The organism is Bradyrhizobium sp. 25ACV, from assembly GCF_054863005.1.
Genome location: NZ_JAVAYO010000011.1, coordinates 122274 through 144229, shown reverse-complemented (window position 1 = coordinate 144229; position 21956 = coordinate 122274). Strand labels below are relative to the sequence as shown.

19 protein-coding genes are annotated in these 21956 nt (G+C 65.0%); 12 read left to right on the top strand and 7 right to left on the bottom strand.

Going from position 1 to position 21956, the window contains the following annotated elements; translation table 11 throughout:
* Window positions 1–30 precede the first annotated feature (30 nt).
* Together RAD04_RS24830 and RAD04_RS24825 are read right to left on the bottom strand one after the other, a co-directional pair.
* The gene (locus RAD04_RS24830; protein WP_461625869.1) at window positions 31–1533 is read right to left on the bottom strand and encodes an AMP-binding protein; all 1503 of its coding nucleotides are present in this window, start codon (window positions 1531–1533) and stop codon (window positions 31–33) included.
* 4 nt (window positions 1534–1537) lie between these two features.
* Window positions 1538–3382, bottom strand: a complete 1845-nt coding sequence (locus RAD04_RS24825) for an extracellular solute-binding protein (protein ID WP_461625951.1) — start codon at window positions 3380–3382, stop codon at window positions 1538–1540.
* A 261-nt stretch (window positions 3383–3643) separates the two neighbouring features.
* Here RAD04_RS24825 and RAD04_RS24820 point away from each other — a divergent pair, with 261 nt between their 5' ends.
* Window positions 3644–4462, top strand: coding sequence for an invasion associated locus B family protein (locus tag RAD04_RS24820; protein ID WP_461625868.1), 819 nt, complete (start codon window positions 3644–3646; stop codon window positions 4460–4462).
* A 75-nt stretch (window positions 4463–4537) separates the two neighbouring features.
* On the opposite strand, the gene hspQ is transcribed toward RAD04_RS24820, so the two are convergent.
* Window positions 4538–4870 carry a heat shock protein HspQ gene (gene hspQ, locus RAD04_RS24815; protein ID WP_126257599.1) on the bottom strand — a complete coding sequence of 111 codons (333 nt, stop codon included), beginning with the start codon at window positions 4868–4870 and terminating at the stop codon, window positions 4538–4540.
* Between the two features lie 106 nt (window positions 4871–4976).
* Between hspQ and RAD04_RS24810 the strand changes: the two genes are divergently transcribed.
* Window positions 4977–5930 (top strand): AEC family transporter, encoded by a 954-nt coding sequence (locus RAD04_RS24810; RefSeq protein WP_461625867.1) that lies wholly within the window; start codon window positions 4977–4979, stop codon window positions 5928–5930.
* A gap of 237 nt (window positions 5931–6167) precedes the next feature.
* Here RAD04_RS24810 and RAD04_RS24805 read toward each other — a convergent pair whose 3' ends face one another.
* Window positions 6168–7352, bottom strand: a complete 1185-nt coding sequence (locus RAD04_RS24805) for a UbiH/UbiF family hydroxylase (RefSeq protein WP_461625866.1) — start codon at window positions 7350–7352, stop codon at window positions 6168–6170.
* A gap of 86 nt (window positions 7353–7438) precedes the next feature.
* On the opposite strand from RAD04_RS24805, the gene pcsA reads away from it, so the two are divergent.
* From pcsA to RAD04_RS24790, 3 genes are all read left to right on the top strand, one after another.
* Window positions 7439–8206 carry a phosphatidylcholine synthase gene (pcsA, locus tag RAD04_RS24800; protein ID WP_461625865.1) on the top strand — a complete coding sequence of 256 codons (768 nt, stop codon included), beginning with the start codon at window positions 7439–7441 and terminating at the stop codon, window positions 8204–8206.
* Window positions 8203–8937: a TerC family protein gene (locus RAD04_RS24795; RefSeq protein ID WP_091963521.1), complete on the top strand. Its 735-nt coding sequence runs from the start codon at window positions 8203–8205 to the stop codon at window positions 8935–8937. The genes pcsA and RAD04_RS24795 overlap by 4 nt, the downstream gene beginning before the upstream one ends.
* A 74-nt stretch (window positions 8938–9011) precedes the next feature.
* The gene (locus RAD04_RS24790; RefSeq protein ID WP_461625864.1) at window positions 9012–9986 is read left to right on the top strand and encodes a quinone oxidoreductase family protein; all 975 of its coding nucleotides are present in this window, start codon (window positions 9012–9014) and stop codon (window positions 9984–9986) included.
* A gap of 153 nt (window positions 9987–10139) precedes the next feature.
* Here the strand turns inward: RAD04_RS24790 and RAD04_RS24785 are convergent, their stop codons facing one another.
* Both RAD04_RS24785 and RAD04_RS24780 read right to left on the bottom strand, forming a co-directional pair.
* A complete protein-coding gene (locus tag RAD04_RS24785) occupies window positions 10140–11330 on the bottom strand; it encodes an acetylornithine transaminase (protein WP_461625863.1) in 1191 nt (396 codons plus the stop codon).
* Between the two features lie 298 nt (window positions 11331–11628).
* A complete protein-coding gene (locus RAD04_RS24780; RefSeq protein ID WP_461625862.1) occupies window positions 11629–12786 on the bottom strand; it encodes a tetratricopeptide repeat protein in 1158 nt (385 codons plus the stop codon).
* A gap of 125 nt (window positions 12787–12911) precedes the next feature.
* Here RAD04_RS24780 and RAD04_RS24775 point away from each other — a divergent pair, with 125 nt between their 5' ends.
* The 3 genes from RAD04_RS24775 to RAD04_RS24765 all read left to right on the top strand — a co-directional run bounded on the left by RAD04_RS24775 (window position 12912) and on the right by RAD04_RS24765 (window position 14820).
* Window positions 12912–13859 carry a hypothetical protein gene (locus RAD04_RS24775; RefSeq protein WP_461625861.1) on the top strand — a complete coding sequence of 316 codons (948 nt, stop codon included), beginning with the start codon at window positions 12912–12914 and terminating at the stop codon, window positions 13857–13859.
* Between the two features lie 177 nt (window positions 13860–14036).
* Window positions 14037–14468, top strand: coding sequence for a MerR family transcriptional regulator (locus RAD04_RS24770; protein WP_091963536.1), 432 nt, complete (start codon window positions 14037–14039; stop codon window positions 14466–14468).
* Window positions 14401–14820 carry a carboxymuconolactone decarboxylase family protein gene (locus tag RAD04_RS24765; protein ID WP_461625860.1) on the top strand — a complete coding sequence of 140 codons (420 nt, stop codon included), beginning with the start codon at window positions 14401–14403 and terminating at the stop codon, window positions 14818–14820. Before RAD04_RS24770 ends, RAD04_RS24765 begins: the two co-directional genes overlap by 68 nt.
* A gap of 139 nt (window positions 14821–14959) precedes the next feature.
* Here RAD04_RS24765 and rimO read toward each other — a convergent pair whose 3' ends face one another.
* Complete coding sequence (rimO, locus tag RAD04_RS24760) at window positions 14960–16285, bottom strand: 30S ribosomal protein S12 methylthiotransferase RimO (RefSeq protein ID WP_461625859.1); 1326 nt, start codon at window positions 16283–16285, stop codon at window positions 14960–14962.
* A 111-nt stretch (window positions 16286–16396) separates the two neighbouring features.
* Between rimO and RAD04_RS24755 the strand changes: the two genes are divergently transcribed.
* From RAD04_RS24755 to RAD04_RS24740, 4 genes are all read left to right on the top strand, one after another.
* Window positions 16397–16987, top strand: coding sequence for an ANTAR domain-containing response regulator (locus tag RAD04_RS24755; protein WP_008564898.1), 591 nt, complete (start codon window positions 16397–16399; stop codon window positions 16985–16987).
* The gene (locus RAD04_RS24750; protein ID WP_461625858.1) at window positions 16984–18147 is read left to right on the top strand and encodes a CmpA/NrtA family ABC transporter substrate-binding protein; all 1164 of its coding nucleotides are present in this window, start codon (window positions 16984–16986) and stop codon (window positions 18145–18147) included. Before RAD04_RS24755 ends, RAD04_RS24750 begins: the two co-directional genes overlap by 4 nt.
* A 338-nt stretch (window positions 18148–18485) precedes the next feature.
* The gene (locus tag RAD04_RS24745; protein WP_461625857.1) at window positions 18486–20273 is read left to right on the top strand and encodes a NirA family protein; all 1788 of its coding nucleotides are present in this window, start codon (window positions 18486–18488) and stop codon (window positions 20271–20273) included.
* Entirely contained in the window at window positions 20270–21883 is a 1614-nt protein-coding gene (locus RAD04_RS24740; protein ID WP_461625856.1) for a sulfite reductase subunit alpha, read from the top strand. Before RAD04_RS24745 ends, RAD04_RS24740 begins: the two co-directional genes overlap by 4 nt.
* Window positions 21884–21956: the final 73 nt, after the last annotated feature.

Here is a 21956-nt window from a genome sequence, read left to right as displayed (position 1 = left end):
GCAGCGTCAACGTACCAGGCGAAACTGCGCCTAGACCGGGCCGGAGCGGTCGCGAAAAGCCTCGACCATCAGGGGGTTAAGCCCGAGCTCGCTGAGCGCCTCGCGAGCCCGGGTATTGTCCTGGGCACGTCCGGCCAGCCGGTGGCCGGAAAGCCGGTCGGGCAGCGCGGTGAGCAGGGCGCCCTGGCCGAGCCGGCGCGCCCATTCCTGGAGGTCGTTGGAGAGGAAGCGGTAGCCGCCGACGGCCATGATGCCGGAGGGGGGCGCGGTGATGCAGATCGCGCCGCTCGGACGGTCGAGCCGGGCGGCGTAGCCGGTGTCGACATAATCGCGCGGCGGCTGCGCGATCAGCGTGTCGCCGACCGGCTGCGGCGGGGCATAGGCCGCAATCGGCACCATCGCGCCGCGCAGGCCGAGCGTGCCCTTCGGCGTCAGCAGGATCTCGCCGGCAATGGAGGAGCCGGATTGCTCGCGCGGGGCGCCATGCGGCCCGGGCATCACCGCAACCGGCATGCCGTCCTCGCCGCGGCGGGCGCCGAACAGCCCGGCCTCGCCGAACAGGTAGACGTCGGTCAGCGGCGCATGCGGCGCGATCCAGGCATCGCTCGCCGCCACCTGCTCGGGCGCGCGCCACAGGCCGATGACGTTGCGCAAAGTCGGCATCCGCGCCGCCAGGTCGGAATCGCCGAGCCGCAAGGCAAGCTGCGCCGGCGCGATCAGCACCTCGCATTCGTGCTCGTTGATCTGCTGCTCCAGCACATCGTTCTCGAACGGATGATGCAGCGCCAGCGCGCCGCCGGAGAGCAGCCACACCGCGAGCGAGGAGGCGAGGCCTGCGAACGACATCGGCGTGAACGCCGCCATCACGGTCGCGCCCTGCCGGATGTCGGCTTCCAGCGACATCGCAAGGCCACCGGCGATCACGCTGAAATGCGGTCGCGGCACCGGGCGAAAGCCTTCCGCGGTGACGTCGAAGGAGATCATCGCCGCCTTGCGGCCGTCCTGGATCACGGCGCGCGTGGTGCCGGGCGGGCGGGCCAGCACATCGTCGAGCGAAGCCATGCCTTCGGGCAGGTCGCCTCCGAAGCCGCAGACGTGACGGATCGAGAAGGCTTCGGCGGCCGCATGCATCGCCAGATCGGCATAGCTGACGCCGTCGACCGTGCTCATGGTGACGATGGCGCGCGCCGCGGTGCGGTTCAGCGCCGCGGTCAGTTCCGCGTGCCGCCAGAGCAGCGGCAGCACCGCGACCACGAGGCCGGCGCGATGGGCGGCGAGCACGGTGAGCACGAACTCGACCGTGGCAGGCAATTGGATCGCGATGACGGAATTGGCCGGCAGGCCTGATTCGACGAAATAGGCCGACAACGCCTCGATGGCCGTGTCAGCCTCGGCATAAGTCATCCGCCGCGGCTGGTGCCCGGTCACGCGGGCCTTGTTGAGGGGGTCGAGCAGGGCGGGCGCGTGCGGCTGCCGCATCAGCGTGCGCTGAAACAACGTGTCGAGCGTCGGCGATATTGCTGGCTGGTTCACGGCGTCACTTTGCTTGATGAGCTTGCGGCTGCCCCTTCGACCACCAAGTCTCCGGCAAATAGCCTGAGAGCGAGGTGGCCTTCGGCCGTTCTATCCGATTCCAGCGCGCGATCCATTGCTCGGATACGTTAAACAGGGGGATTGTGTAGAAGCCCGCGATCAGAGCGCGGTCGAGCGCCCGCACCGACGAGACGAAATCCGTATGTTCACGGGCCTCGAGCAGGGCGGCGATCATGGCATCGACTGCGCCATCCCTGGCGCCCATGTAGTTGCGGGTCCCCGGATTGTCCGCGGCGGCGCTGCCCCAGTAGAAATATTGCTCGTTGCCGGGCGACAGCGACTGGTCCCAGCGGTTCTGGATCATGTCGAATTCGTAAGCGAGCCGGCGCTGGTCGAACTGCACGGGATCGACGGTTCGCACGCTCGGCTCGATGCCGGCGCGCTTGAGGTCGCGCTGGAAGGCGAGCGCGATGCGTTCCTGGTCGCGGGTCGTGACCAGGATCTCGAAGGTGAAGGGCGCCTTGGTCTTGCGATTGCGCAGCACGGTGCCGTCGAGCTCGTAGCCGGCGTCCGACAGCAGCTTCAGCGCCGCGCGCAGCGTGGTGCGATCGCGTCCCGATCCGTCGGTCACCGGCAGACGGTAGCTGCCGTCCATGATGTCGGGCCGAATTTGCGCGACGAAGGGTTTGAGCAGCTCGCGCTCGCGCGCGTCCGCAGGCCGGCCATAGGCCGACAGGTCGGAGCCGGCGAAATAGCCGGCAACGCGCGAATAAAGCCCGAAAAAGTAATTGCGGTTGACCAGCTCGAAATCGAACAGAAGCGTCAGAGCCTGACGGACGCGGATGTCGGCGAAGATCGGTCGGCGGGTGTTGAACACCAGGAATTCGGAGGGTTGCGGCAGGCCCGGCTTGACGGTGTCGCGGATCACCTCGCCGCTTTTGGCGGCCGGAAAATCGTAAGCGTCGTGCCAGCGCAGCGGCTCGTGCTCGACGCGGAAATCATAAAGGCCGCGCTTGAAGGCTTCGAACTGGCCGTTGGCCTCGCGAAAATAGTCGAGCCGGATCTCGTCGAAATTGTAGAGCCCGCGGTTGATGGGCAGGTCGCGGCCCCAATAGTCGGGATTGCGGGTGAGCGTCACGCTGGCCCCGGGCTTCACGGCGGTGACGCGATAGGGTCCGGAGCCAATCGGGCTCGTCAGCGTCGTCTCCTCGAAGGTCGCGACGTCGATCGCTTGCTTCGACAGGATCGGCATCAGGCCGAGGATCAGCGGCAGCTCGCGGTCGTTGGCGCCTCCGAGGTCGAAGCGGACGGTGAGGGGATCGGTCGCCTCGGCCTTGGCAACTTTGGCGTAGTACTGCCGGTGGTTGGGGCGGCCGTGATCGCGCAGCAGTTGCCAGGAGAACAGCACGTCTTCGGCCGTGACCCGCTTGCCGTCGGAGAAACGGGCGCGCGGATCGAGGCGGAACGTGACGAAGCTTCGCTCGTCGTCGGTTTCGACGCTCCTGGCGAGCAGGCCATAGAGCGTGAACGGCTCGTCATTGCCGCGCGCGAGCAGGCTCTCGACCACGTAGCCCCGCATCTGCTGCACGGCCAATCCCTTGACGATGAAGGGATTGAGGCTGTCGAAGGTTCCGAGAACACCCCAAGTCAAGCGGCCGCCCTTGGGGGCATCGGGATTGGCGTAGGGCAGGTGGGTGAAATCGGCCGGCATCGCCGGCTTGCCGTGCATGGCGATGGCATGGGCTTCCTCAGCCCGCGTGCCCCCAGCGGACAGCCCAACCGCGAGCACAGAGGCAAGGACGCAAAGACGGAGACCGGGGCCCTCGAAAAGGCGCTGGAACTTGAACATCGGCACACGTTGATTCGAGGACCGGCTGGCCTTGAATCCTATCACAGGGAATTTCACCGGGGGCAGCTGCGGGTGTGGCCAAAGACGCTTGTCGGCATTGATCTTTTCGTCGGCCACGTTAAGAAGGCGGGCAATCGCGCAAGAGCGCCGAGCCCGTCACTTATCTGCCTCAATTGACGGGAAGAGAGCCGCGCCCGAGGCGGCCTGGTTCGGCGCTTCGGAGCGGTTCGGGCACTTCCCGTTCAGAAAGGGTTTTCCGCAATGAATTTCCGTTACTTGGCCGCGTCCGTCCGGCCGCGTGGGCGACTTCTCGCCCTGTTGACGGCGACGGCGTTGGCCGTTCCGTTTGCCGCCGAGGCCCAGACCCCGGCGCCGGCCCCGGGTGCGCCCAAGGCGGCTCCGGCCCCGAAAGCGCCTCCCAAGGCCGCCCCGAAGGCTCCGGCACCGGCCGCTCAGGCCCCCGCCCAGCAGGCTCCCGCTGCAGGCGCTCCGGCGCAGCAGGGCGCAGCCCAGCCGGCCGATCAGCAGATCCAACTGATCTACGCCCCCTGGACCAAGTTCTGCCTGAAGGGCCAGGACGCTAACGCCAAGCAGGTCTGCTTCACCGGCAAGGACGGTCGCATCGAATCGGGCCAACCGGTCATCGCCGCCGTGATCATCGAGCCGGAAGGCGAGCCCAAGAAGATCCTGCGCGTGACGCTGCCGCTCGGCATGCAGCTCGTGCACGGCACCCGCATCATCGTCGACAGCAACGCGCCGCTGCAGCAGCCCTATGTGATCTGCTTCCAGAACGGCTGCATGTCCGATTACGAGGCGACGCCAGAGCTCATCAACAGCATGAAGAAGGGCCAGAATCTCGTTGTCCAGGCGATCAATGCCAACGGCGCGCCGCTGACCCTGCCGCTGCCGCTCGCCGGCGAATTCCAGAAGGCCTATGACGGTCCGCCGACCGATCCGAAGGTGTTCGAGGAAAACCAGAAGAAGCTCCAGGAAGAGCTTCAGAAGAAGGCTGACGAGCAGCGCAAGAAGCTCGAGCAGAGCGGTGCTGCCGCTGGCGCCGCTCCGGCAGGCCAGAAGTAATCGGGGCCAAGGTCCCGTGCATGAAAAAGGCGCTCATATCGAGCGCCTTTTTTGTTGGCCGTCTGCCGGTGAAATTCAGTTCAGCGAGGGATTGCGGGGGCGGTAGCCGCCATCCTTGTTCTTGATGAAGATCTCGGCGACCTGGGAATGCCGGACCGGCTCGCCGGAATCGTCGGGCAGAAGGTTCTGCTCCGAGACATAGGCGACGTATTCGGATTCCGCGTTCTCCGCGAGCAGGTGGTAGAACGGCTGGTCCTTGTGGGGCCGCACCTCCTCGGGGATCGACAGCCACCACTCCTCGGTGTTGTTGAATTCCGGATCGATGTCGAAGATCACGCCCCGGAACGAGAAGATCCGGTGGCGCACGACCTGTCCGATCTGGAATTTGGCGGTCCGCGCTTTAATCATTCCCCGTCGATAGACCAGGATTGTGGCCGATGCTAGTGGCCTCATCTGGAATTAACGTTCACTTCAGGGGCAGATAGCCCCCAAGTCTTCAGAAAACACTTCACCAATGGTCGATATCCTCAATCTTGCGCTGCCTTATTTCGGCTTGATCTTCGTCGGTTTTGCCTGCGGCAAGGCCAAGTCCTTGCCGGAATCGGGCCTCGCCTGGATGAACTTCTTCCTGCTCTACGTGTCGCTGCCGGCGCTGCTGTTTGCGATCATGTCGAAGACGCCGTTTGCGGAATTGAACAACCCGCCGTTCCTGGTCGCGACCACGCTCTCCACCGTCGCCGCGTTCACCCTGGCGCTGGTGGTCGGCAAGGTTCTGGGCCGGCTGACATTGCGCGAGGCGACGCTCGCAGGTCTCTCCGGCGGCTACGGCAATATCGGCTACATGGGGCCCGGGCTGGCGCTCGCCGTGCTCGGGACCAAGGCTGCGGCGCCGACCGCGCTGATCTTCTGCTGCGACAGCATCTTCCTGTTCACGATCGTGCCGCTCTTGATCGAGCTCTCCGACCGCGACCATCCCTCGATCGTGCACGCTTTCGGCGTCGTGCTGAAGCAGATCGTGCTCAACCCGCTGATCATGTCGGCCTGCTTTGGCGCCGCGGTCGCGGCGCTCCATATCGAGCTGCCGGTCGCGCTCGACCGCACCATCACCTTCCTCCAGAACGCCGCCGCGCCGACCGCGCTGTTCGTGCTCGGCGTGACCGTGGCACTCCGTCCGTTCGACCGGGTGCCGTGGGAAGTGCCGGGCGTGATCGCGGTCAAGCTCCTGATCCATCCGCTCGTGGTGTTCGGTCTGATGCTGGCGTTCGGCCCCTTCGCGCAGCCCTGGGCTGCGACCGCAGTGCTGATGGCCTCGCTGCCGCCGGCGCTGAACGTGTTCGTGATCGCCCGGCAGAACGATGCCTGGATCGAATCGGCGTCCGTCGCGGTGCTGCTCGGCACCTTTGCGTCCGTGGTCACGCTGACCAGCGTGATGTGGCTGCTTCAGAGCGGACGGCTGGTGTTTCCGTGAGGGATAGAACTGCTGGCGATACGAACGGTGCGCCCCCTCTCCCGCTTGCGGGGGAGGGTTGGGGAGGGGGTATCTCCGCATTGGGATTGTCTGAAGTCCGCAGAGAAAATCCCTAAAAGGAGAGAGCCCCCACCCGGCGCTGCGCGCCGACCTCCCCCGCAAGCGGGAGAGGTTGCACCGAGCCCGCGGCCCGATCGAACTTAATCCAATTCATCGCGCGCTATCGCGCCCTGAGAACTACTTTCGCCAGGTCGGCGTCAGGCCTTCGCGCATCGCGAAACGCCGGAGCGGGCCGATGGCGCCGAGCAGGTGCATGCCGACGGCACGGACCGGCTGAAGCGGCAGGAAATCGTTGAGCAGCGAGCGGTTGGCGATGTCGATCGCAAAGGTGCGGCTCAAAACGTCAGGACGCCGCGCGCGGTCGTAGCGCTTGAGCACGTCGGGCGCGCCGGGATCCTGGCCGGCTGAGATGACCTCGCCCGCCAGCCTGGCAATGTCGGCGGCATCGCGCAGGCCGAGATTGAGGCCCTGGGCGCCGATCGGCGGAACCACATGGGCGGCTTCGCCCACGAGCGCGATGCGGTCGCGGCCGAAGGATTTCGGACGTTCGATCGCGAGCGGGAATAGGTTGCGGCCGGGCTCGACCGTCATGCGTCCCAGGATCGAATGCGACTGTTTCTCGATCGCGGCCGACAGCTCGGCATCGCTGAGGCCGCGGAGCCGTTCGGCCTCCGCAGGCGCCGAGACCCAGACGATGCTGGAGCGGTCGCCGGGCAGGGGCACGAATACGCAGGGACCGTGCGGCGTGTGGAACTCGGTCGAGACGTTGCGATGCGGCCGCGTGTGACCGACGTTGAAGGTCAGCGCCGTCTGCGTCAGCTCGCGCCGCGTCACCGCGATGCCGGCAGCTTCGCGGCACAGCGAATGCCGGCCGTCGGCGCCGACCACGAGGCGGGCCGAGAGAAATTGCGCGGAGGCCGTGCGGACCGCGACGTCGTCGGCTTCGATGACGACGCTTTCGGCCTCGTCGTCGAAACGGACGAGATTGGGCAGCTCGGCCGCACGCGCTTCCAGCGCCAGCATCAGCGACCGGTTGTCGATGTTGTAGCCGAAGGCGTCGAGCGCGATTTCGTGACAGGAGAACCGGACCTCCGGCGCGCGGAACAGCCGGCCGGTGTCGTCGACGAGGCGCATGACCTCGAGCGCGGCGGCCTTGTCCTTGCAGCGGGACCAGACGTCGAGCGTCTCCAGTAGCTCGACGGAGGCGCCGAGCAGCGCGGTGGTGCGATTGTCGGCATAGGGAACGCGCCGCGCCACCAGCGCGGTCCGGGCACCCGCCTGTGCCAGCGCAATCGCTGCGGCAAGTCCGGCCGGTCCGCCGCCGATCACAGCGGCGTCATGGGGTGTCGATGCGTCTGTCATGGAACGACAAATGACACGCCTTGCGGCAAATTCAAGCCCGCTGATCGTGCCTGATTTTATGGCCGATTGTGCGACCGGGCGCCGCAATGGCGGATGTGCAAATCGGCTTCATTCTGATAGCAGAAGCCATGGATACCCAGCAGGATTCCCTGAAGCCGAGACCGGCGATCCGCGCCGCGGCCTTCTCGGTGCACATCTTCACCGCGTTCGGTGCGGCGATCGCGCTATTGGCGATGCTGGAGGCCGTGCGCGAGCACTGGGCGGCGATGTTTCAATGGCTGGGCATCGCCCTGATCATCGACGCGATCGACGGGCCGATTGCCCGCCGGCTCGACGTCAAGAACGTGCAGCCGAACTGGTCGGGCGACGTGCTCGATCTCGTGGTCGACTTCGTCACCTATGTCTTCGTGCCGGCCTACGCGATCGTCGCCAGCGGCCTGCTGCTGCCGGTCGCGGCTCCCTTGCTCGGCGTCGCCATCATCGTCACCAGCGCACTATATTTCGCCGATCTACGCATGAAGGCGGACGACAATCATTTCCGCGGCTTCCCGGCACTGTGGAATGCGGCTGCGTTCTATCTGTTCCTGCTGCACTGGCCGCCGCTGTGGTCGACGCTGCTGGTGGCCGCGCTCGTCGTGCTGACCTTCGTGCCGTTCCACGTGCTGCATCCGGTCCGCGTCGTGCGGCTGCGCTGGCTGACGATGTCGCTGATCGCGATCTGGGCGCTGCTCGCCCTCTACGTGCTGGAGATGGATTTCCGCGTCGGCGCCGGTGTCACCGTCGCGCTCTGCGCGATCGCGCTCTGGATCAGCTTCAGCGATGCATTAATACGATTGGTAAGATCCTTCGCATGATGCATCTGTTGACCAGTCCCGAAGCCTGGGCCGCGCTGCTCACCCTGACCGCGCTCGAGATCGTGCTCGGCATCGACAACGTCATCTTCCTGTCGGTGATCGTCTCGCGCATCCCCCAGCAACAGGCGGATCGCGCCCGCAAGATCGGACTCGCTCTCGCGCTGGTCTTCCGCATCATGCTGCTCAGCGTCCTGGTCTGGCTGATCGGCCTGACCGCGCCGGTCTTTTCATTCAAGGGCTCGGACTTCTCCTGGCGCGACCTCATCCTGATCGGCGGCGGCCTGTTCCTGATCGCGAAGGCGACGCACGAGATCCACGCCGAGGTCGAGGCCGATGACGGCGAGGGCGATCAGAAATCCGGCGGCAGCGCCTTCTTCTGGGTGATCATCCAGATCATCGTCATCGACATCGTGTTCTCGCTGGATTCGATCATCACCGCGATCGGCATGGCGCAGGACATCGAGATCATGGTCGCGGCGGTCGTGATCGCCTGCCTGATCATGTACATTTCGTCGGGCCCGGTGTCGCGCTTCGTCGCGGAGCATCCGACCACGAAAATGCTGGCGCTGGCCTTCCTGGTGCTGATCGGCGTCGCCCTGGTCGCGGACGGATTCCAATTCCACATTCCGCGCGGCTACATCTATTTTGCAATTGCGTTCTCGGCGGCCGTCGAATTCTTCAACGTGCTGGCCAAGCGCAACCGCAGGAAGACCAGCAAGTCGTCGGTTTAGGCGTTTCAGCTACATCGAGTTGACAAGGCGGGCGCGATGCCTTTCGCTGGCCTTTGAGAAGAGGAGGTCAGGTGATGACCAAAGCGGTCCGTGTGCACAAGGTCGGAGGCCCCGAAGCCCTGGTCTACGAGAGCGTCGATGTCCCGGCGCCCGGCCCCGGCGAGGTGCGCATCCGCCAGCATGCGGTCGGCCTGAACTTCATCGACGTCTATTACCGCACCGGTCTCTACAAGGCGCCGGGGCTGCCCTTCATTGCCGGCAACGAGGCCTCGGGCGAGGTCGTCGCCGTCGGGCCCGGCGTGACTCATTTCCATCCCGGCGATCGCGTCGCCTACTACCACAATCTCGGAGCCTATACCGGCGAGCGCAATCTTCCCTGGGAGAAGCTGGTCAAGCTGCCCGATCACATCACCCACGAGCAGGGCGCCGTGCTGATGCTCAAGGGCCTGACCGTCTGGTATCTCCTGCACAAGACCTTCAAGGTCGAGCCGCATCACCGCGTGCTGGTCCATGCCGCCGCCGGCGGCATCGGCCTCTTGGCCTGCCAATGGGCGAGGGCGCTCGGGGCCCACGTCATCGGCACGGTCGGCTCGCGCGAGAAGGCCGAGCTCGCCGAGGCCAATGGCTGCGATCACGTCATCCTCTACAACGAGGAGGACTTCGTCGCGCGCGTCAAGCAGATCAGCCGCAACGAGGGCTGCGACGTCGTCTATGACGGCGTCGGCAAGGCGACCTTCCCGGGCTCGCTGTCGTGCCTGAAGCCGCGCGGCATGTTCGTTTCCTTCGGCAACGCTTCCGGCCCGGTGCCGCCGTTCGCGATCGCCGAGCTCAACAATCACGGCTCGCTGTTTGCGACGCGGCCGAAGCTCAACGATTACGTCGGCACGCGCAAGGAATTGCTCGAAGGCGCCGACACGCTGTTCGCCGCCGTCATCAACGGCAAGCTGCACGTGCCGATTAACCACGCCTACGCGCTGAAGGACGCCGCGAAGGCGCATATCGACCTCGAGAGCCGCAAGACCACGGGGGCTTCGATTTTGAAGCCGTAGCTCTCGTGTCCCGGACGCGCTGCAGCGTTCTAACGCTGCTGCGCAGAGCCGGGATCCAGAAGGCGACGCGGGACGCTGCGGAGACATGGGCGCCGGATCAGCAGCGCACCGTCGAAGAGACGCTGCGCTGCCTCCGGAGGAACGAGACTGGCCCTACGCCACGCGCCGTGCCGCGCCAGCCTTGGTCAAGATACCGTCGAGACAATCGATCATCTCGGCGATCTCTGCCTTCGTGACGTTCAGCGCCGGCATGAAGCGCAGGGTGTCGAGCTGCGGCGCGTTGAGGAGCACGCCTTCCTCGAACGCCTGCGCGACGATGCCGGGTGCGATCGGCAGCTTGAGGTCGAGCGCGAGCAGCAGCCCGCGTCCCCGCACACCGCCGAGCCCGTGCCGGGCCGAGACCTTCTGCAGCTCGCTCTCAAGCAGCAGGCCGGTCTCGGCGACCGACTTCAGGAAGTCGAGCTTGCTGACCGCCTCGAGCACCGCGAGCCCTGCCGCGCACATGATCGGGTTGCCGTTGAACGTGCCGCCCTGGTCGCCGTGCTCGAAGCAGGAGGCATGTTCGGTGGCAAGCAGGGCGGCGAGCGGCACGCCGCCGCCGATGCCCTTGCCGAGCGTCATGATGTCGGGCGCAATCCCGGTGTGCTCGTAGTGGAAGAGTTTTCCGGTCCGGCCCATGCCGGTCTGGATCTCGTCGAAGATCAGCAGCAGGCCATGCGCCTGGGTGAGCGCGCGCAACGCTTGCAAGAACTGATCGGTCGCTGGCCACACGCCTGATTCACCCTGGATCGGTTCGAGCATGACCGCGACGGTGTTGTCGTTGATCAGCTTCTCGACCGAGGCGATGTCGTTGAGCTTGGCCTTCTTGAAGCCTGCGACCTTCGGCTCGAACAGCGGCTCGAACGCTTTCTTGCCCGAGGCCGACATCGTCGCCAGCGTCCGGCCATGGAAGCCGCCTTCGAAGCTGATGATCTCGAACGCGCCGCCTTTGTGCAGGGTGCCATATTTGCGCGCGAGCTTGATCGCACCCTCGTTGGCTTCCGCGCCGGAATTGGCAAAGAACACCTGGTCGAAGGCGCTGTTCGCGACCAGGGCTTGCGCCAGATTCAGGCTCGGCTCGTTGTAGAAGGCCGGGCTCGGCGTCAGCAGCCGCCTGGCCTGTGCGGAAAGCGCGTCGGCGATCACGGACGGGGAATGGCCGAGGCAGTTCACGGCCCAGCCCTGCACGAAATCGAGATAGCGCTTGCGGCCATCGTCCCAGAGGTAGGAGCCCGCGCCGCGGACGAACACGGCCTTGGGCCGTGCGGTGATGTCCATCAGCGCGTCGTACGGATGCGTGGTCATGTCGAACTCCTCTGGAGGCGGGTGGAAAACGGGCGCAAAAAGCAGAAAGGCCGCACCTTGCGGTGCGGCCTTCTCGAAAACTTCAGCTGAATTCAGTGGTTCAGCGGCGTCGTCGGACATGGCGCACCCTCTCATCGTCGCGGGAGCGACGACGGAGCATTTCGGTGCGCAGGTTGGTCCGGGAATTGATCATGGGGCGGGTCCCTACAGCCGAATGGCAGGGCTTGTCAAGCGGCCGTTTTGCAAAACACCCGCCTGGCGTGCATTAATCAGGTCCATCTTCGTCGCCCCAAGAGGCCTACTCGACGCCGTAATGGGCGAACTCATGGACAATCCCAGCGTTGATCGCTTTCGCCGCCGCGATATCGCGCTCGGCGCCTTCGTTGTCGCCCTTCTTCCGCTTTGCGAGCCCACGGCCGTACAGCGAGCTGTCGTATGCGGGCTTGATGCTCAGTGCCGCGTCGTAGTCCGCAATCGCCGCGTCGAGATTGCCGAGCTTGAGGTAGGTGAGGGCGCGGCTGTCCAGCGTGTAGGGATCGTTCGGGGCCATCTTCAGTGACTGATCGCAATCGGCCAGCGCCTCCTGCAGGCGGCCGAGGATCGCGCGCGTCATGCAGCGCGAATTGAATGTGCCGGGATAGCTCGCATTGGCCTTGATCGACCGATCGTAATCCTCCAGCGCCAGCGCATAATCGTGCGCATCGAAATACATGTTCGCGCGCGCATAGAAATCGCGGTCGTTGTTCGGGCTGAGCTGCAGCGACTTGGCGAAGTCAGCCAGCGCGCGAACCCGGTCGCCGCGATCGCGGTAGACGCGTGCGCGGTTGCCGTAAGCCGGGCCGTAGTTGGGGTTGAACTTGATCGAGAGATCGAAATCCGCAAGTCCGCGGTCGTCCTCGCCGTGGTTGCGATAAGCGGTGCCGCGGTTGAAATAGGCCAGCGCGAATTTCGGGTCGAGCTTGATGGCCTGATCGTAGTCGGCGATTGCGCGCTCGTAGTCGTTCTTGTCGATGAGGGAGTTGCCGCGGTTGTTGTAGTAGAGCGGGTCGCGGGCGTTCAGCCGGATGGCGCGTGTGTAGTCGGCAATGGCGTGATCTTTCTCGCCGAGATCGTCATGGGCAATCCCCCTGTTGTACCAGAGGTCAGAATGCCCGGGATTGAGCTCGATCGCACGGTTGAAGTCCACCAGCGCACGCGCGGCGTCACCCTTTCGCCGAAGCATCTCGCCGCGATTGGCGAGCGCATGGACATCGTTGGGATTGGCCTTGAGCACGGCCGAGCAGCCCTCGATGCGCCGCTCCTCGCTGCCCGCGTCGTCGTCCTCATAGCACCATTGGCGCAGCTGTGCGGCTGAGGGGGATCGCGCCGCAGCGGGGGCGGATAGCGCGAGCAGGGCCATCGTGAGGCCGATGGCCGACAGCTTGAACCAAATTGCTGATGTTTCGTCGTATTCCATTTGCGTACCGCGTCGAAACCATTGCGCCTCTAGCGCGTTTGTGATCGAACGACGCGACTTGGTTCGAACCGGACGCAATTCGGCTGAGACCAAGAGGGACGGGACCAACCAGACAGTTTTCAGCCTTGTCCGATACGCCTTATCCCATCGACCTCGACAGCATTCGCGGCGCATTTCCGCCGGGTATCGAAGCGCCGCCGCTGCTTGTCGACTTTGCCACCTGGCTCAAGGGACGTCCCTGGGGCAGCGTCGGCTGCTTCTCGCTGCAGGGGCAATTCTCGGATCACGCGCCGATCACCGACGGCAGTCCCTTGCGGGACAGGTTTTCGCTGTTCATGCGCCTGCCGGACGGCTCGGCCGTCGGCGGCTGGTACGGCGCCGGTCTCGACCGCGACAATCCGCCGATCGTGGGATTGGGATCGGAGGGCGACTACGAATTGCTGGCGCCGAGCCTCGACGGCCTGCTCGCCAAACTGACATCGCAACAATTCGACAATGCCTGGAGCGATCTCAAGCCGCATGACGAGGTCGAGCCGCAGACGGTCGAGCTCGCGCAATGGCTGGCCGGACGACCGCTCGGCGAGCCGGCGACGCCCGACGACAATTCGTCGGAACTGCCCGATTTCCGCGGCTTCATGGAAAAATGGAGCCGGGATCGCGAAGATTACTGGGCCAATCATCGCCTGATGGCCGAGCTCGGCTGGCGGCTGGCCGCCCATCTGCCCAAGGGCAAGAAGCCCTGGGACCGGACGAGATTCGAGATCGCGATCGTCGGCAGGCAATACGAGGCGCGCGTGCTCTCGCACGGACCACAGCCGTTCGAGGAAGCCGCCTCGATCGAATCCCTGCTGCGCGACCTGCGCGAGGAGATGCGCCGCGCCCAGCCCGAGCTTGGCCTGTGGTACGCGATGAATTTTGGGCTCTATGCCGACGGCCGCGTCATGCCGAATTTCGAGTACGATGTGCGCCCGACCATCGCCGGCGAGCCGGCGACATTGTCCGAAGCGCAGGCCGATCTCGCCCGCGCCCCGCGCCCGGAGCGCTGGGTGCCGAAATGGCTGGCGACCTCCTGAAGCCTCGGAATTCCGCGACGCTGCCGTGAGCCGGACGCGCCGAGACCTTCGGCAGTCGCGCCATCAGTGCGTTCCAGCTCTTGCTTGACCTCGCGGGAACGGCACCTTCGAACCCCCTTGACTTAGAGCGCGCTCGAAGGGGTATCTGTACGTGCGTCAGTACGAGAACGGGCACACATGAAGATCGGCGACCTTGCAAGACGAACCGGCTTGTCGACCCACACGCTGCGCTACTATGAGCGCATCGGGCTGCTTCCATACGCTGACCGGGATCGCTCCGGTCAACGTGATTTTGACGCATCGATCCTCACATGGATCGAATTCCTCGGTCGGCTCAAGACCACCGGAATGCCAATCCGGGACATGTTGCGTTACGCGGCGCTTCGTGATGACGGCGACGCCACCGGGCCAGCCCGGCGGCAGATGCTGGAAATCCATCGCGAACAGGTTCGCACGCAGATTGCCGAACTCCAGGAATGCCTGCTCGTCCTTGATACCAAGATCGCCGGCTACGCCGGCGACGAACAGAGGACGAAGGAAAATGACGCACGCCCAAACACACGCCGAAAGCCGCTTCGATCGCGGCCAGCGGGCCCTGTCACGCATTGACGGCAAGGCCGGCGAAAAGGTCGTCGCCTCACTCGCCGACATCGCTCCGGATTTCGCACGCTACGTGATCGAGTTTCCCTTCGGCGACATTTACTGCCGCCCGGATCTCGGCCTGCGCGATCGAGAGATCGCGACGATCGCCGCGCTGACGGCGCTCGGAAATGCCGCGCCTCAGCTCAAAGTGCATATCGAGGCGGGGCTGAACGTCGGGCTTTCTCGCGACGAGATCGTGGAGATCATCATGCAGATGGCCGTCTATGCGGGCTTCCCGGCGGCAGTGAACGGGCTGTTCGCAGCCAAGGAGGTGTTCGCCGCGCAGAACGGACAGCAGGCGTCAGGCAACGCGATATGACGAACGTCGGCGCGGTGTATCGTGCATCGCCGTAGTTCAGCGCACGCAGCCTGAACGCGGGCTGGTGGAATGGCTGAGGCGCGCGCCGGTCTCGCCCGCGAACGCTGGGGACCGCAATGGCTGGCGGCGTCTTGGAGCGTCAGAACCCCGAGACGCTGCCGTGCAGATCATATTGGTCGGCGCGCTCGATCTTCGCGGTGACGATTTCGCCGACGCGCAAGGGGCGCCGGCTCGTCAAATAAACCGCGCCGTCGATCTCCGGTGCATCGGCCTTGGAGCGGCCCTTGGCGACGGTCGGGCCGACCTCGTCGATGATGACCTGCTGGCGCGTGCCGACCTTGCGCTTCAGCCTGCGCGCGGAGATCTTCTGCTGCCGGGCCATCAGCGCGTTGTAGCGCTCCTGCTTGACCTCTTCCGGCACCGGGTTCTCGATCGCGTTCGACGTCGCGCCCGCAACCGGCTCGTATTTGAAGCAGCCGAGCCGATCGATCTCGGCCTCATCCAGCCAGTCGAGCAGATAGGCAAAATCGGCGTCGGTCTCGCCGGGAAAGCCGACGATGAAGGTCGAGCGCAGCGCGAGATCGGGACATTCCTCGCGCCAGCGCTTGATGCGCGCCAGCGTCTTGTCCTGTGCCGCCGGGCGCTTCATCGCCTTCAGCACCTCGGGGCTCGCATGCTGGAACGGGATGTCGAGATAGGGCAGCACCTTGCCCTCGTTCATCAGCGCGATGACCTCGTCGACATGCGGGTAGGGGTAGACATATTGCAGCCGGACCCATGCCCCGAGCTCGCCGAGCTCGCGCGCGAGATCGAGGAATTTGGCGCGGACCTGGCGGTCCTTCCACGGGCTCTCGGCATATTTGAGATCGACGCCATAGGCCGAGGTGTCCTGCGAGATCACCAGCAGCTCTTTCACGCCGGCGCCGACCAGGCGCTCGGCCTCGCGCAGCACGTCATTGGCCGGACGCGAGACGAGATCGCCGCGCAGCTTCGGGATGATGCAGAAGGTGCAGCGGTTGTTGCAGCCTTCGGAGATCTTCAAATAGGCGTAGTGGCGCGGCGTCAGCTTGATGCCCTGCGGCGGCACCAGGTCCACATGCGGGTTGTGAGCGGGCGGCAGCGCGCGGTGCACGGCGTCCAGCACGCTTTCATATTGCTGCGGACCGGTGATGGAGAGCACGCCGGGATAGGCCTGCTCGATCTGCTCGGGTTCCGCGCCCATGCAGCCTGTCACGATCACCTTGCCGTTCTCGGCCATGGCCTCGCCGATCGCCGAGAGCGATTCCTGCTTGGCGCTGTCGAGGAAGCCGCAGGTGTTGACGATGACGATATCGGCGCCATCGTGCTTGCGGGCGAGCTCATAGCCCTCGGCGCGCAGGCGCGTGATGATGCGCTCGGAATCCACCAATGCCTTGGGACACCCGAGCGACACGAAGCTGACCTTGGGCGCAGCCGTCTGATCCATATCCAAATCTGCCTGATTGACCGGCCTGAGCTAGTCCCAATTGCCCACAATTACAACCCTTTGCAGGGCGTTCCGGCGTGCTATGGATGATTCACCTGCCGTGAGTGAGCTATGAGCGCCGAACAGTCGCCCAAAATCGTGATCGTCGACGAAAGCCCGATCCGCGCTGCGATCCTGGAGGAAGGATTGCGGGAGGCCGGATTCACGCAAGTGGTCCATATCCGCGAGATGCAGAGCCTGCTCGCCCGTATTTATGCGGTCGACCCCGATATCATCCTGATCGATCTCGAAAACCCCAGCCGCGACGTGCTGGAGGCGATGTTCCAGGTCAGCCGCGCCGTGAAGCGGCCGATCGCGATGTTCGTCGACCAGAGCGATTCAGCCTCGATCCAGGCCTCGGTCGAGGCGGGGGTATCCGCCTACATCGTCGACGGACTGAAGAAGGAGCGCATCAAGCCGATCCTCGACCTCTGCGTGTCCCGCTTCAACGCCTTTGCCAAGCTCCAGGAGGAGCTCGAGCGCACCAAGTCGCAGCTCGAGGACCGCAAGATCATCGAACGCGCCAAGGGCATCCTGATGAAGGTGAAGGGCCTCACCGAGGACGAGGCCTACGTTCTGCTGCGCTCGACCGCCATGCGCGAGAAGAAGAAAATCGGCGAGATCGCGCAGTCGATCATCACCGCGTCGGAGATGCTGAAATGACTGCTCCCCTCCGCATCGGGTTCATCCCGCTGGTCGATGCCGCCGCGCTGATCGTCGCCGTCGACAAGGGATTTGCCGCCGCCGAAGGGCTCGAGGTCGAGCTCGTGCGCGAGGTGTCCTGGTCCAACGTCCGCGACAAGCTCAATATCGGCCTGTTCGACGCCGCGCATCTCCTGGCGCCCGTCGCGATCGCGTCCTCGCTCGGGCTCGGTCACGTCAAGGTGCCGATCGCCGCGCCCTTCAGTCTCGGCATCAACGGCAATGCGATTACGGTGTCGCCGGCGCTCCATGCTGCGCTGATGCAGGAGATCGACGGCGACCGCTTCGATCCGATGGCCACGGCGAAAGCGCTGGCGAAGGTGGTTGCCAAGCGGCGCAAGGCGGGTGCCGAGCCGCTGACTTTCGGCATGACCTTCCCGTTCTCCACCCACAATTATCAGCTTCGGTTCTGGATGGCGGCGGCCGGCGTCGATCCCGACGAGGATGTGCGCCTCGTGGTGCTGCCGCCGCCCTACATGGTCGACAGCCTCAAGAGTGGCCATGTCGATGCGTTCTGTGTCGGCGCGCCCTGGAATTCGATCGCGGTCGATCTCGGCATCGGTCACATCCTGCATTTCGTCTCCGACATTCTGGTGCGCGCGGCGGAGAAAGTGCTCGCCGTCCGCCAGACCTGGGCCGACAAGAATCCGGACGTGGTCGCTGCGCTGGTGCGGGCAGCGGTGAAGGCCGCCGCGTTCATCGAGAGCCCAGCGAACCTGACCGAGGCGGCGCAGATCCTGGCGCAGCCCGAGCGGATCGGTGTCGATGCCGAGGTGATCCAGCGCTCGCTCGTCGGCCGCCTGAAGATCTCGCCCGAGGGCGAGGTGCGCGAAAGCGGCCGCTACCTCCTGGTGGGGCGGGAAGAGGCAGGGCGGCCCGATCCGGTCCAGGCCGCCTGGCTCTATGCGCAGATGGTGCGCTGGGGGCAGACGGCGCTCAATCCGGAGGGCGTCAAGACGGCGATGGCCGTGTTCAGGCCCGACCTCTACGATGCGGCCCTCAGCCGCCGGCCACCCGAGCAGGCTCCGGCCGCTTTCGGGGCATTCACCGGGCCGGTCTTCGATCCCGACAACATCCGGGGGCATCTCGAGGCCTTCGAGGTCGGGCGTTGGAAGGCCTGATTCGGGGGTGCGCATTTTTTAGGCAATCTAGCTCATTGCCCAAAGTTTGATCTGGCTGCCCTAATTTCGTGAAAGCCCGGCGCCCGGGAATTCTCGGGCTGGCGCCTAATCATCTGAAAATAGCGATATTTTTCATTTTGGCCAAGCTGGCACGCAACTTGAATGTTGCAGTGCGGCCAGCTTGTCACAGGTGCCTGCTGAGCCGAGTCCCGCAGCAACGAAGCTGATCGGACCGTCGGGTAACGAAGTCGGCTCTTAAGGGCCAGCCTAGTTCCTCGCGGGTCGCGCCAATGTCCGTCGATGCCACCCAGGTGGCCGCAGGAGCTTCGTTACCGACCATGAAAATCGATACGCTCGCAGTCGACTTTACCGACGAGCAGAAACGCTATCTCGAAGGTTTTACGACCGGTCTGCAAATCAGCCGGGTCGGTCGTGGTTTCGGCGGTGGAGGCAGCGCCGGCAAGGCGAACGCCGAGCCTGTCGGTCCCGATGCCGTGCACATCAAGGCGCAGGACAAGGTGATCGCGTCGGGCAAGAAGCTCGCCGACCAGGAGAAGTTCAAGCGCGACGAGCATCCCTTCGATGCCTATCCGCGGCTTCGCCAGCAAGCGCTCGACAACACGCCGCCGAGCCCGGCGGACAATTTCCGCTGGCGCTATTACGGCATCTTCTATGTCGCGCCGACGCAGGACTCCTACATGAGCCGCCTGCGGATTCCGAACGGCATCATGAAGCATTGGCAGATGTCGGGCCTTGCCGATCTCGCCGACGAGCTCTGCGGTCCCTACAGTCACGTCACGACACGCGCCAATCTTCAGCTTCGCGAGATTCCGCCGAAGAATGCCGTGAAGCTGATCGAGGGTATCCAGGACCTCGGCCTGTGCTCGCGCGGTTCCGGCGCCGACAACATCCGCAACGTCACGGGCACGCCGACCGCGGGCGTCGATCCGCAGGAAATCATCGACACGCGGCCCTATGCGCGCGAGTGGCACTACCACATCCTCAACGATCGCTCGCTGTACGGCCTGCCGCGCAAGTTCAACGTGGCCTTCGACGGTGCCGGCAGGATCGCGGTGCTCGAGGAGACCAACGACATCGCCTTCACGGCCTTTGAGGTGAAGGACGGCTTCGGCGTCGAGCCCGGAATCTGGTTCCGCCTCGGCCTCGGCGGCATCACCGGCCACAAGGACTTTGCGAAATATTCCGGCATCATCGTCAAGCCGGAGCAGGCGACGGCCGTCGCCGACGCCATCGTGCGCGTATTCATCGACCATGGCGACCGCACCAACCGCAACAAGGCGCGGCTGAAATACGTGCTCGACGCCATGGGTCATGACGGCTTTCTCAAGCTCGTCGAGGAACGGCTGAAGACGCCGTTCACGCGCGTGCCGGAAGAGGCGTTCGCGCCTCGGCCTGCAGCGGACCGCATGGCGCATGTCGGCGTGCACAAGCAGAAACAGGACGGCCTCAACTGGATCGGCGTCTCGCTGTCGCTCGGCAAGCTCAGCTGCGATCAGATGCGCGGTCTTGCCAAGGTCTCGCGCGACCTCGGCGACGGCGAGATCCGCCTGACGGTCTGGCAGAACCTTTTGATCTCGGGCGTGCGCGACGAGAATGTCGCGCTCGCCGTTGCCGCGATCAAGCAGATCGGGCTCGCGGTCGAGGTCTCGCACATCCGTGCCGGCCTGATCGCCTGCACCGGCAATGCCGGCTGCCGTTTCGCGGCGTCCAACACCAAGCGCAGCGCGGCCGAGATCGGTGATTGGTGCGAGCCGCGCGTCGCCATGGACAAGCCGGTCAACATCCACGTCACCGGCTGCCACCATTCCTGCGCACAGCATTACATCAGCGACATCGGCCTGATCGGTGCGCGCGTGCCGGTGAACGAGGACGACACGGTCGAGGGCTATCACCTCTTCACTGGTGGCGGGTTCGGCCCCGACGCCGATGTCGGGCAGGAGGTCTATCACGACCTCAAGGCCGAGGACGCGCCGAAGACGGTCGAAGGACTGCTCAAGGCCTATATCGCCCATCGCTCGTCGCCTGACGAAACCTTCCTGTCCTTTGCGCGCCGCCACGACGGCGAGACGCTGCGCAAGCTTGCCGATGCACAGGTGTCCGCATGAACCAGATCACGCCTCCGCCGAAACTCGATATCATTCCCGCCAGCGCGCCGTTCTCCGATGCGCAGCGCTCCTGGCTGAACGGCTTCTTTGCCGGGTTGCTGTCGCCGGATGTCGCCGCGCCGCTGTCGGCGGAGCAGGGCGTCGCCGTCATGCAAGGCGCAGCCGGTGACGGTGACGACGGCGAAGCGCCGTGGCACGACCAGACCATGCCGATTGCCGACCGGATGAAGCTCGCTGAGGGCCGTCCCGTGCGCCGCAAGATGATGGCGGCGATGGCGCAGCAGGATTGCGGCCAGTGCGGCTACAATTGCCACGACTATTCGGAAGCGATCGCGGGCCGCAGCGAAGCCCGGCTCAACCTCTGCGTTCCCGGCGGCAAGGAAACCGCGCGGATGCTGAAGTCGCTGTACGAGGATCTGGACAAGGCTCCGGCGGCCAAGGCGTCTGACAAGACGGACGCGGTGGCCGCGCCGGCCGTGACCGTGACGATCGCAGAGCCGGGCCGCTCGCGCGACAATCCGGTTGCCGCGACTTTCCTGTCGCGCCGTCTTCTCAACAAGGGCAAGTCCGAGAAGGAGACCTATCACGTCGAGTTCGATCTCTCCGAGAGCAAGCTCGACTACGTCGTCGGCGACAGTTTTGGCGTGTTTGCGCGCAATGAGGTCGGCCTCGTCGACCAGATCATCGCGCTGCTCGGCGCCTCCCACACCACCAAAGTCAACGGCAAGACGTTGCGCGAGGTGCTGATCGACGACGTCTCGCTGTCGCCGGCACCCGACACGCTGTTCGAGCTGATCTCCTTCATCACCGGCGGCGCGCAGCGCGAGAAGGCGCGGGCGCTGGCGCAGGGCGAGGATCCCGATGGCGATGCCGCCACGCTCGACGTCATGGCGGCGCTGCAGAAGTTTTCCGGCACGCGGCCGCATCCGGAGGCCTTCGTCGAAGCGCTGGAGCCGCTCCAGCCGCGGCTCTATTCGATCTCGTCCTCGCACAATGCGACGCCCGGAAAACTCTCGCTGACCGTCGATTCCGTGCGCTACGTCGTCGGCAAGCGCAAGCGCCTCGGTGTCGCCTCGACCTTCCTCGGTGAGCGCATCGGCGAAGGCGAGAATCTCAAGGTCTATGTGCAGAAGGCGCACGGTTTCGGCCTGCCGCAGGACCCGAAGACGCCCGTGATCATGATCGGTCCCGGCACCGGCATCGCGCCGTTCCGCGCTTTCCTGCTCGATCGCAAGGCCACCGGCGCGCCCGGCAAGAACTGGCTGTTCTTCGGCCATCAGCGCAGCGATTGCGACTTCTTCTACCAGGAGGAGCTCAATGCGATGAAGACCTCGGGCCTGCTGACGCGCATGTCGCTGGCCTGGTCGCGCGACGGCGAGAAGAAGTTTTATGTGCAGGACCGCATGCGCGAGGTCGGCCGCGAGGTGTGGACCTGGCTCGCCGAAGGCGCGCATCTCTACATCTGCGGCGATGCCAAGCGCATGGCCAAGGATGTCGAGCGCGCGCTGGTCGACATCGTCGCCCAGTTCGGCGCGCGTTCGACCGACGAAGCCGTCAGTTTCGTCGCCGAGCTCAAGAAGACCGGCCGCTTCCAGGCCGACGTGTACTAAAGCGTCACTCTACCGTCATCCGAGCCGGTTCCAACTGGCTCGGATTTGAACGAATAAGATTCTCGGAACTTGA

Excerpts from the sequence above, each read along its gene's own strand:
- RAD04_RS24825 (WP_461625951.1), bottom strand. The coding sequence starts at position 3,382 with ATGTTCAAGTTCCAGCGCCTTTTCGAGGGCCCCGGTCTCCGTCTTTGC.
- RAD04_RS24820 (WP_461625868.1), top strand. The coding sequence starts at position 3,644 with ATGAATTTCCGTTACTTGGCCGCGTCCGTCCGGCCGCGTGGGCGACTT.
- hspQ (WP_126257599.1), bottom strand. The coding sequence starts at position 4,870 with ATGATTAAAGCGCGGACCGCCAAATTCCAGATCGGACAGGTCGTGCGC.
- RAD04_RS24810 (WP_461625867.1), top strand. The coding sequence starts at position 4,977 with ATGGTCGATATCCTCAATCTTGCGCTGCCTTATTTCGGCTTGATCTTC.
- RAD04_RS24805 (WP_461625866.1), bottom strand. The coding sequence starts at position 7,352 with ATGACAGACGCATCGACACCCCATGACGCCGCTGTGATCGGCGGCGGA.
- pcsA (WP_461625865.1), top strand. The coding sequence starts at position 7,439 with ATGGCGGATGTGCAAATCGGCTTCATTCTGATAGCAGAAGCCATGGAT.
- RAD04_RS24795 (WP_091963521.1), top strand. The coding sequence starts at position 8,203 with ATGATGCATCTGTTGACCAGTCCCGAAGCCTGGGCCGCGCTGCTCACC.
- RAD04_RS24790 (WP_461625864.1), top strand. The coding sequence starts at position 9,012 with ATGACCAAAGCGGTCCGTGTGCACAAGGTCGGAGGCCCCGAAGCCCTG.
- RAD04_RS24785 (WP_461625863.1), bottom strand. The coding sequence starts at position 11,330 with ATGACCACGCATCCGTACGACGCGCTGATGGACATCACCGCACGGCCC.
- RAD04_RS24780 (WP_461625862.1), bottom strand. The coding sequence starts at position 12,786 with ATGGAATACGACGAAACATCAGCAATTTGGTTCAAGCTGTCGGCCATC.
- RAD04_RS24770 (WP_091963536.1), top strand. The coding sequence starts at position 14,037 with ATGAAGATCGGCGACCTTGCAAGACGAACCGGCTTGTCGACCCACACG.
- RAD04_RS24765 (WP_461625860.1), top strand. The coding sequence starts at position 14,401 with ATGACGCACGCCCAAACACACGCCGAAAGCCGCTTCGATCGCGGCCAG.
- rimO (WP_461625859.1), bottom strand. The coding sequence starts at position 16,285 with ATGGATCAGACGGCTGCGCCCAAGGTCAGCTTCGTGTCGCTCGGGTGT.
- RAD04_RS24755 (WP_008564898.1), top strand. The coding sequence starts at position 16,397 with ATGAGCGCCGAACAGTCGCCCAAAATCGTGATCGTCGACGAAAGCCCG.
- RAD04_RS24750 (WP_461625858.1), top strand. The coding sequence starts at position 16,984 with ATGACTGCTCCCCTCCGCATCGGGTTCATCCCGCTGGTCGATGCCGCC.
- RAD04_RS24745 (WP_461625857.1), top strand. The coding sequence starts at position 18,486 with ATGAAAATCGATACGCTCGCAGTCGACTTTACCGACGAGCAGAAACGC.
- RAD04_RS24740 (WP_461625856.1), top strand. The coding sequence starts at position 20,270 with ATGAACCAGATCACGCCTCCGCCGAAACTCGATATCATTCCCGCCAGC.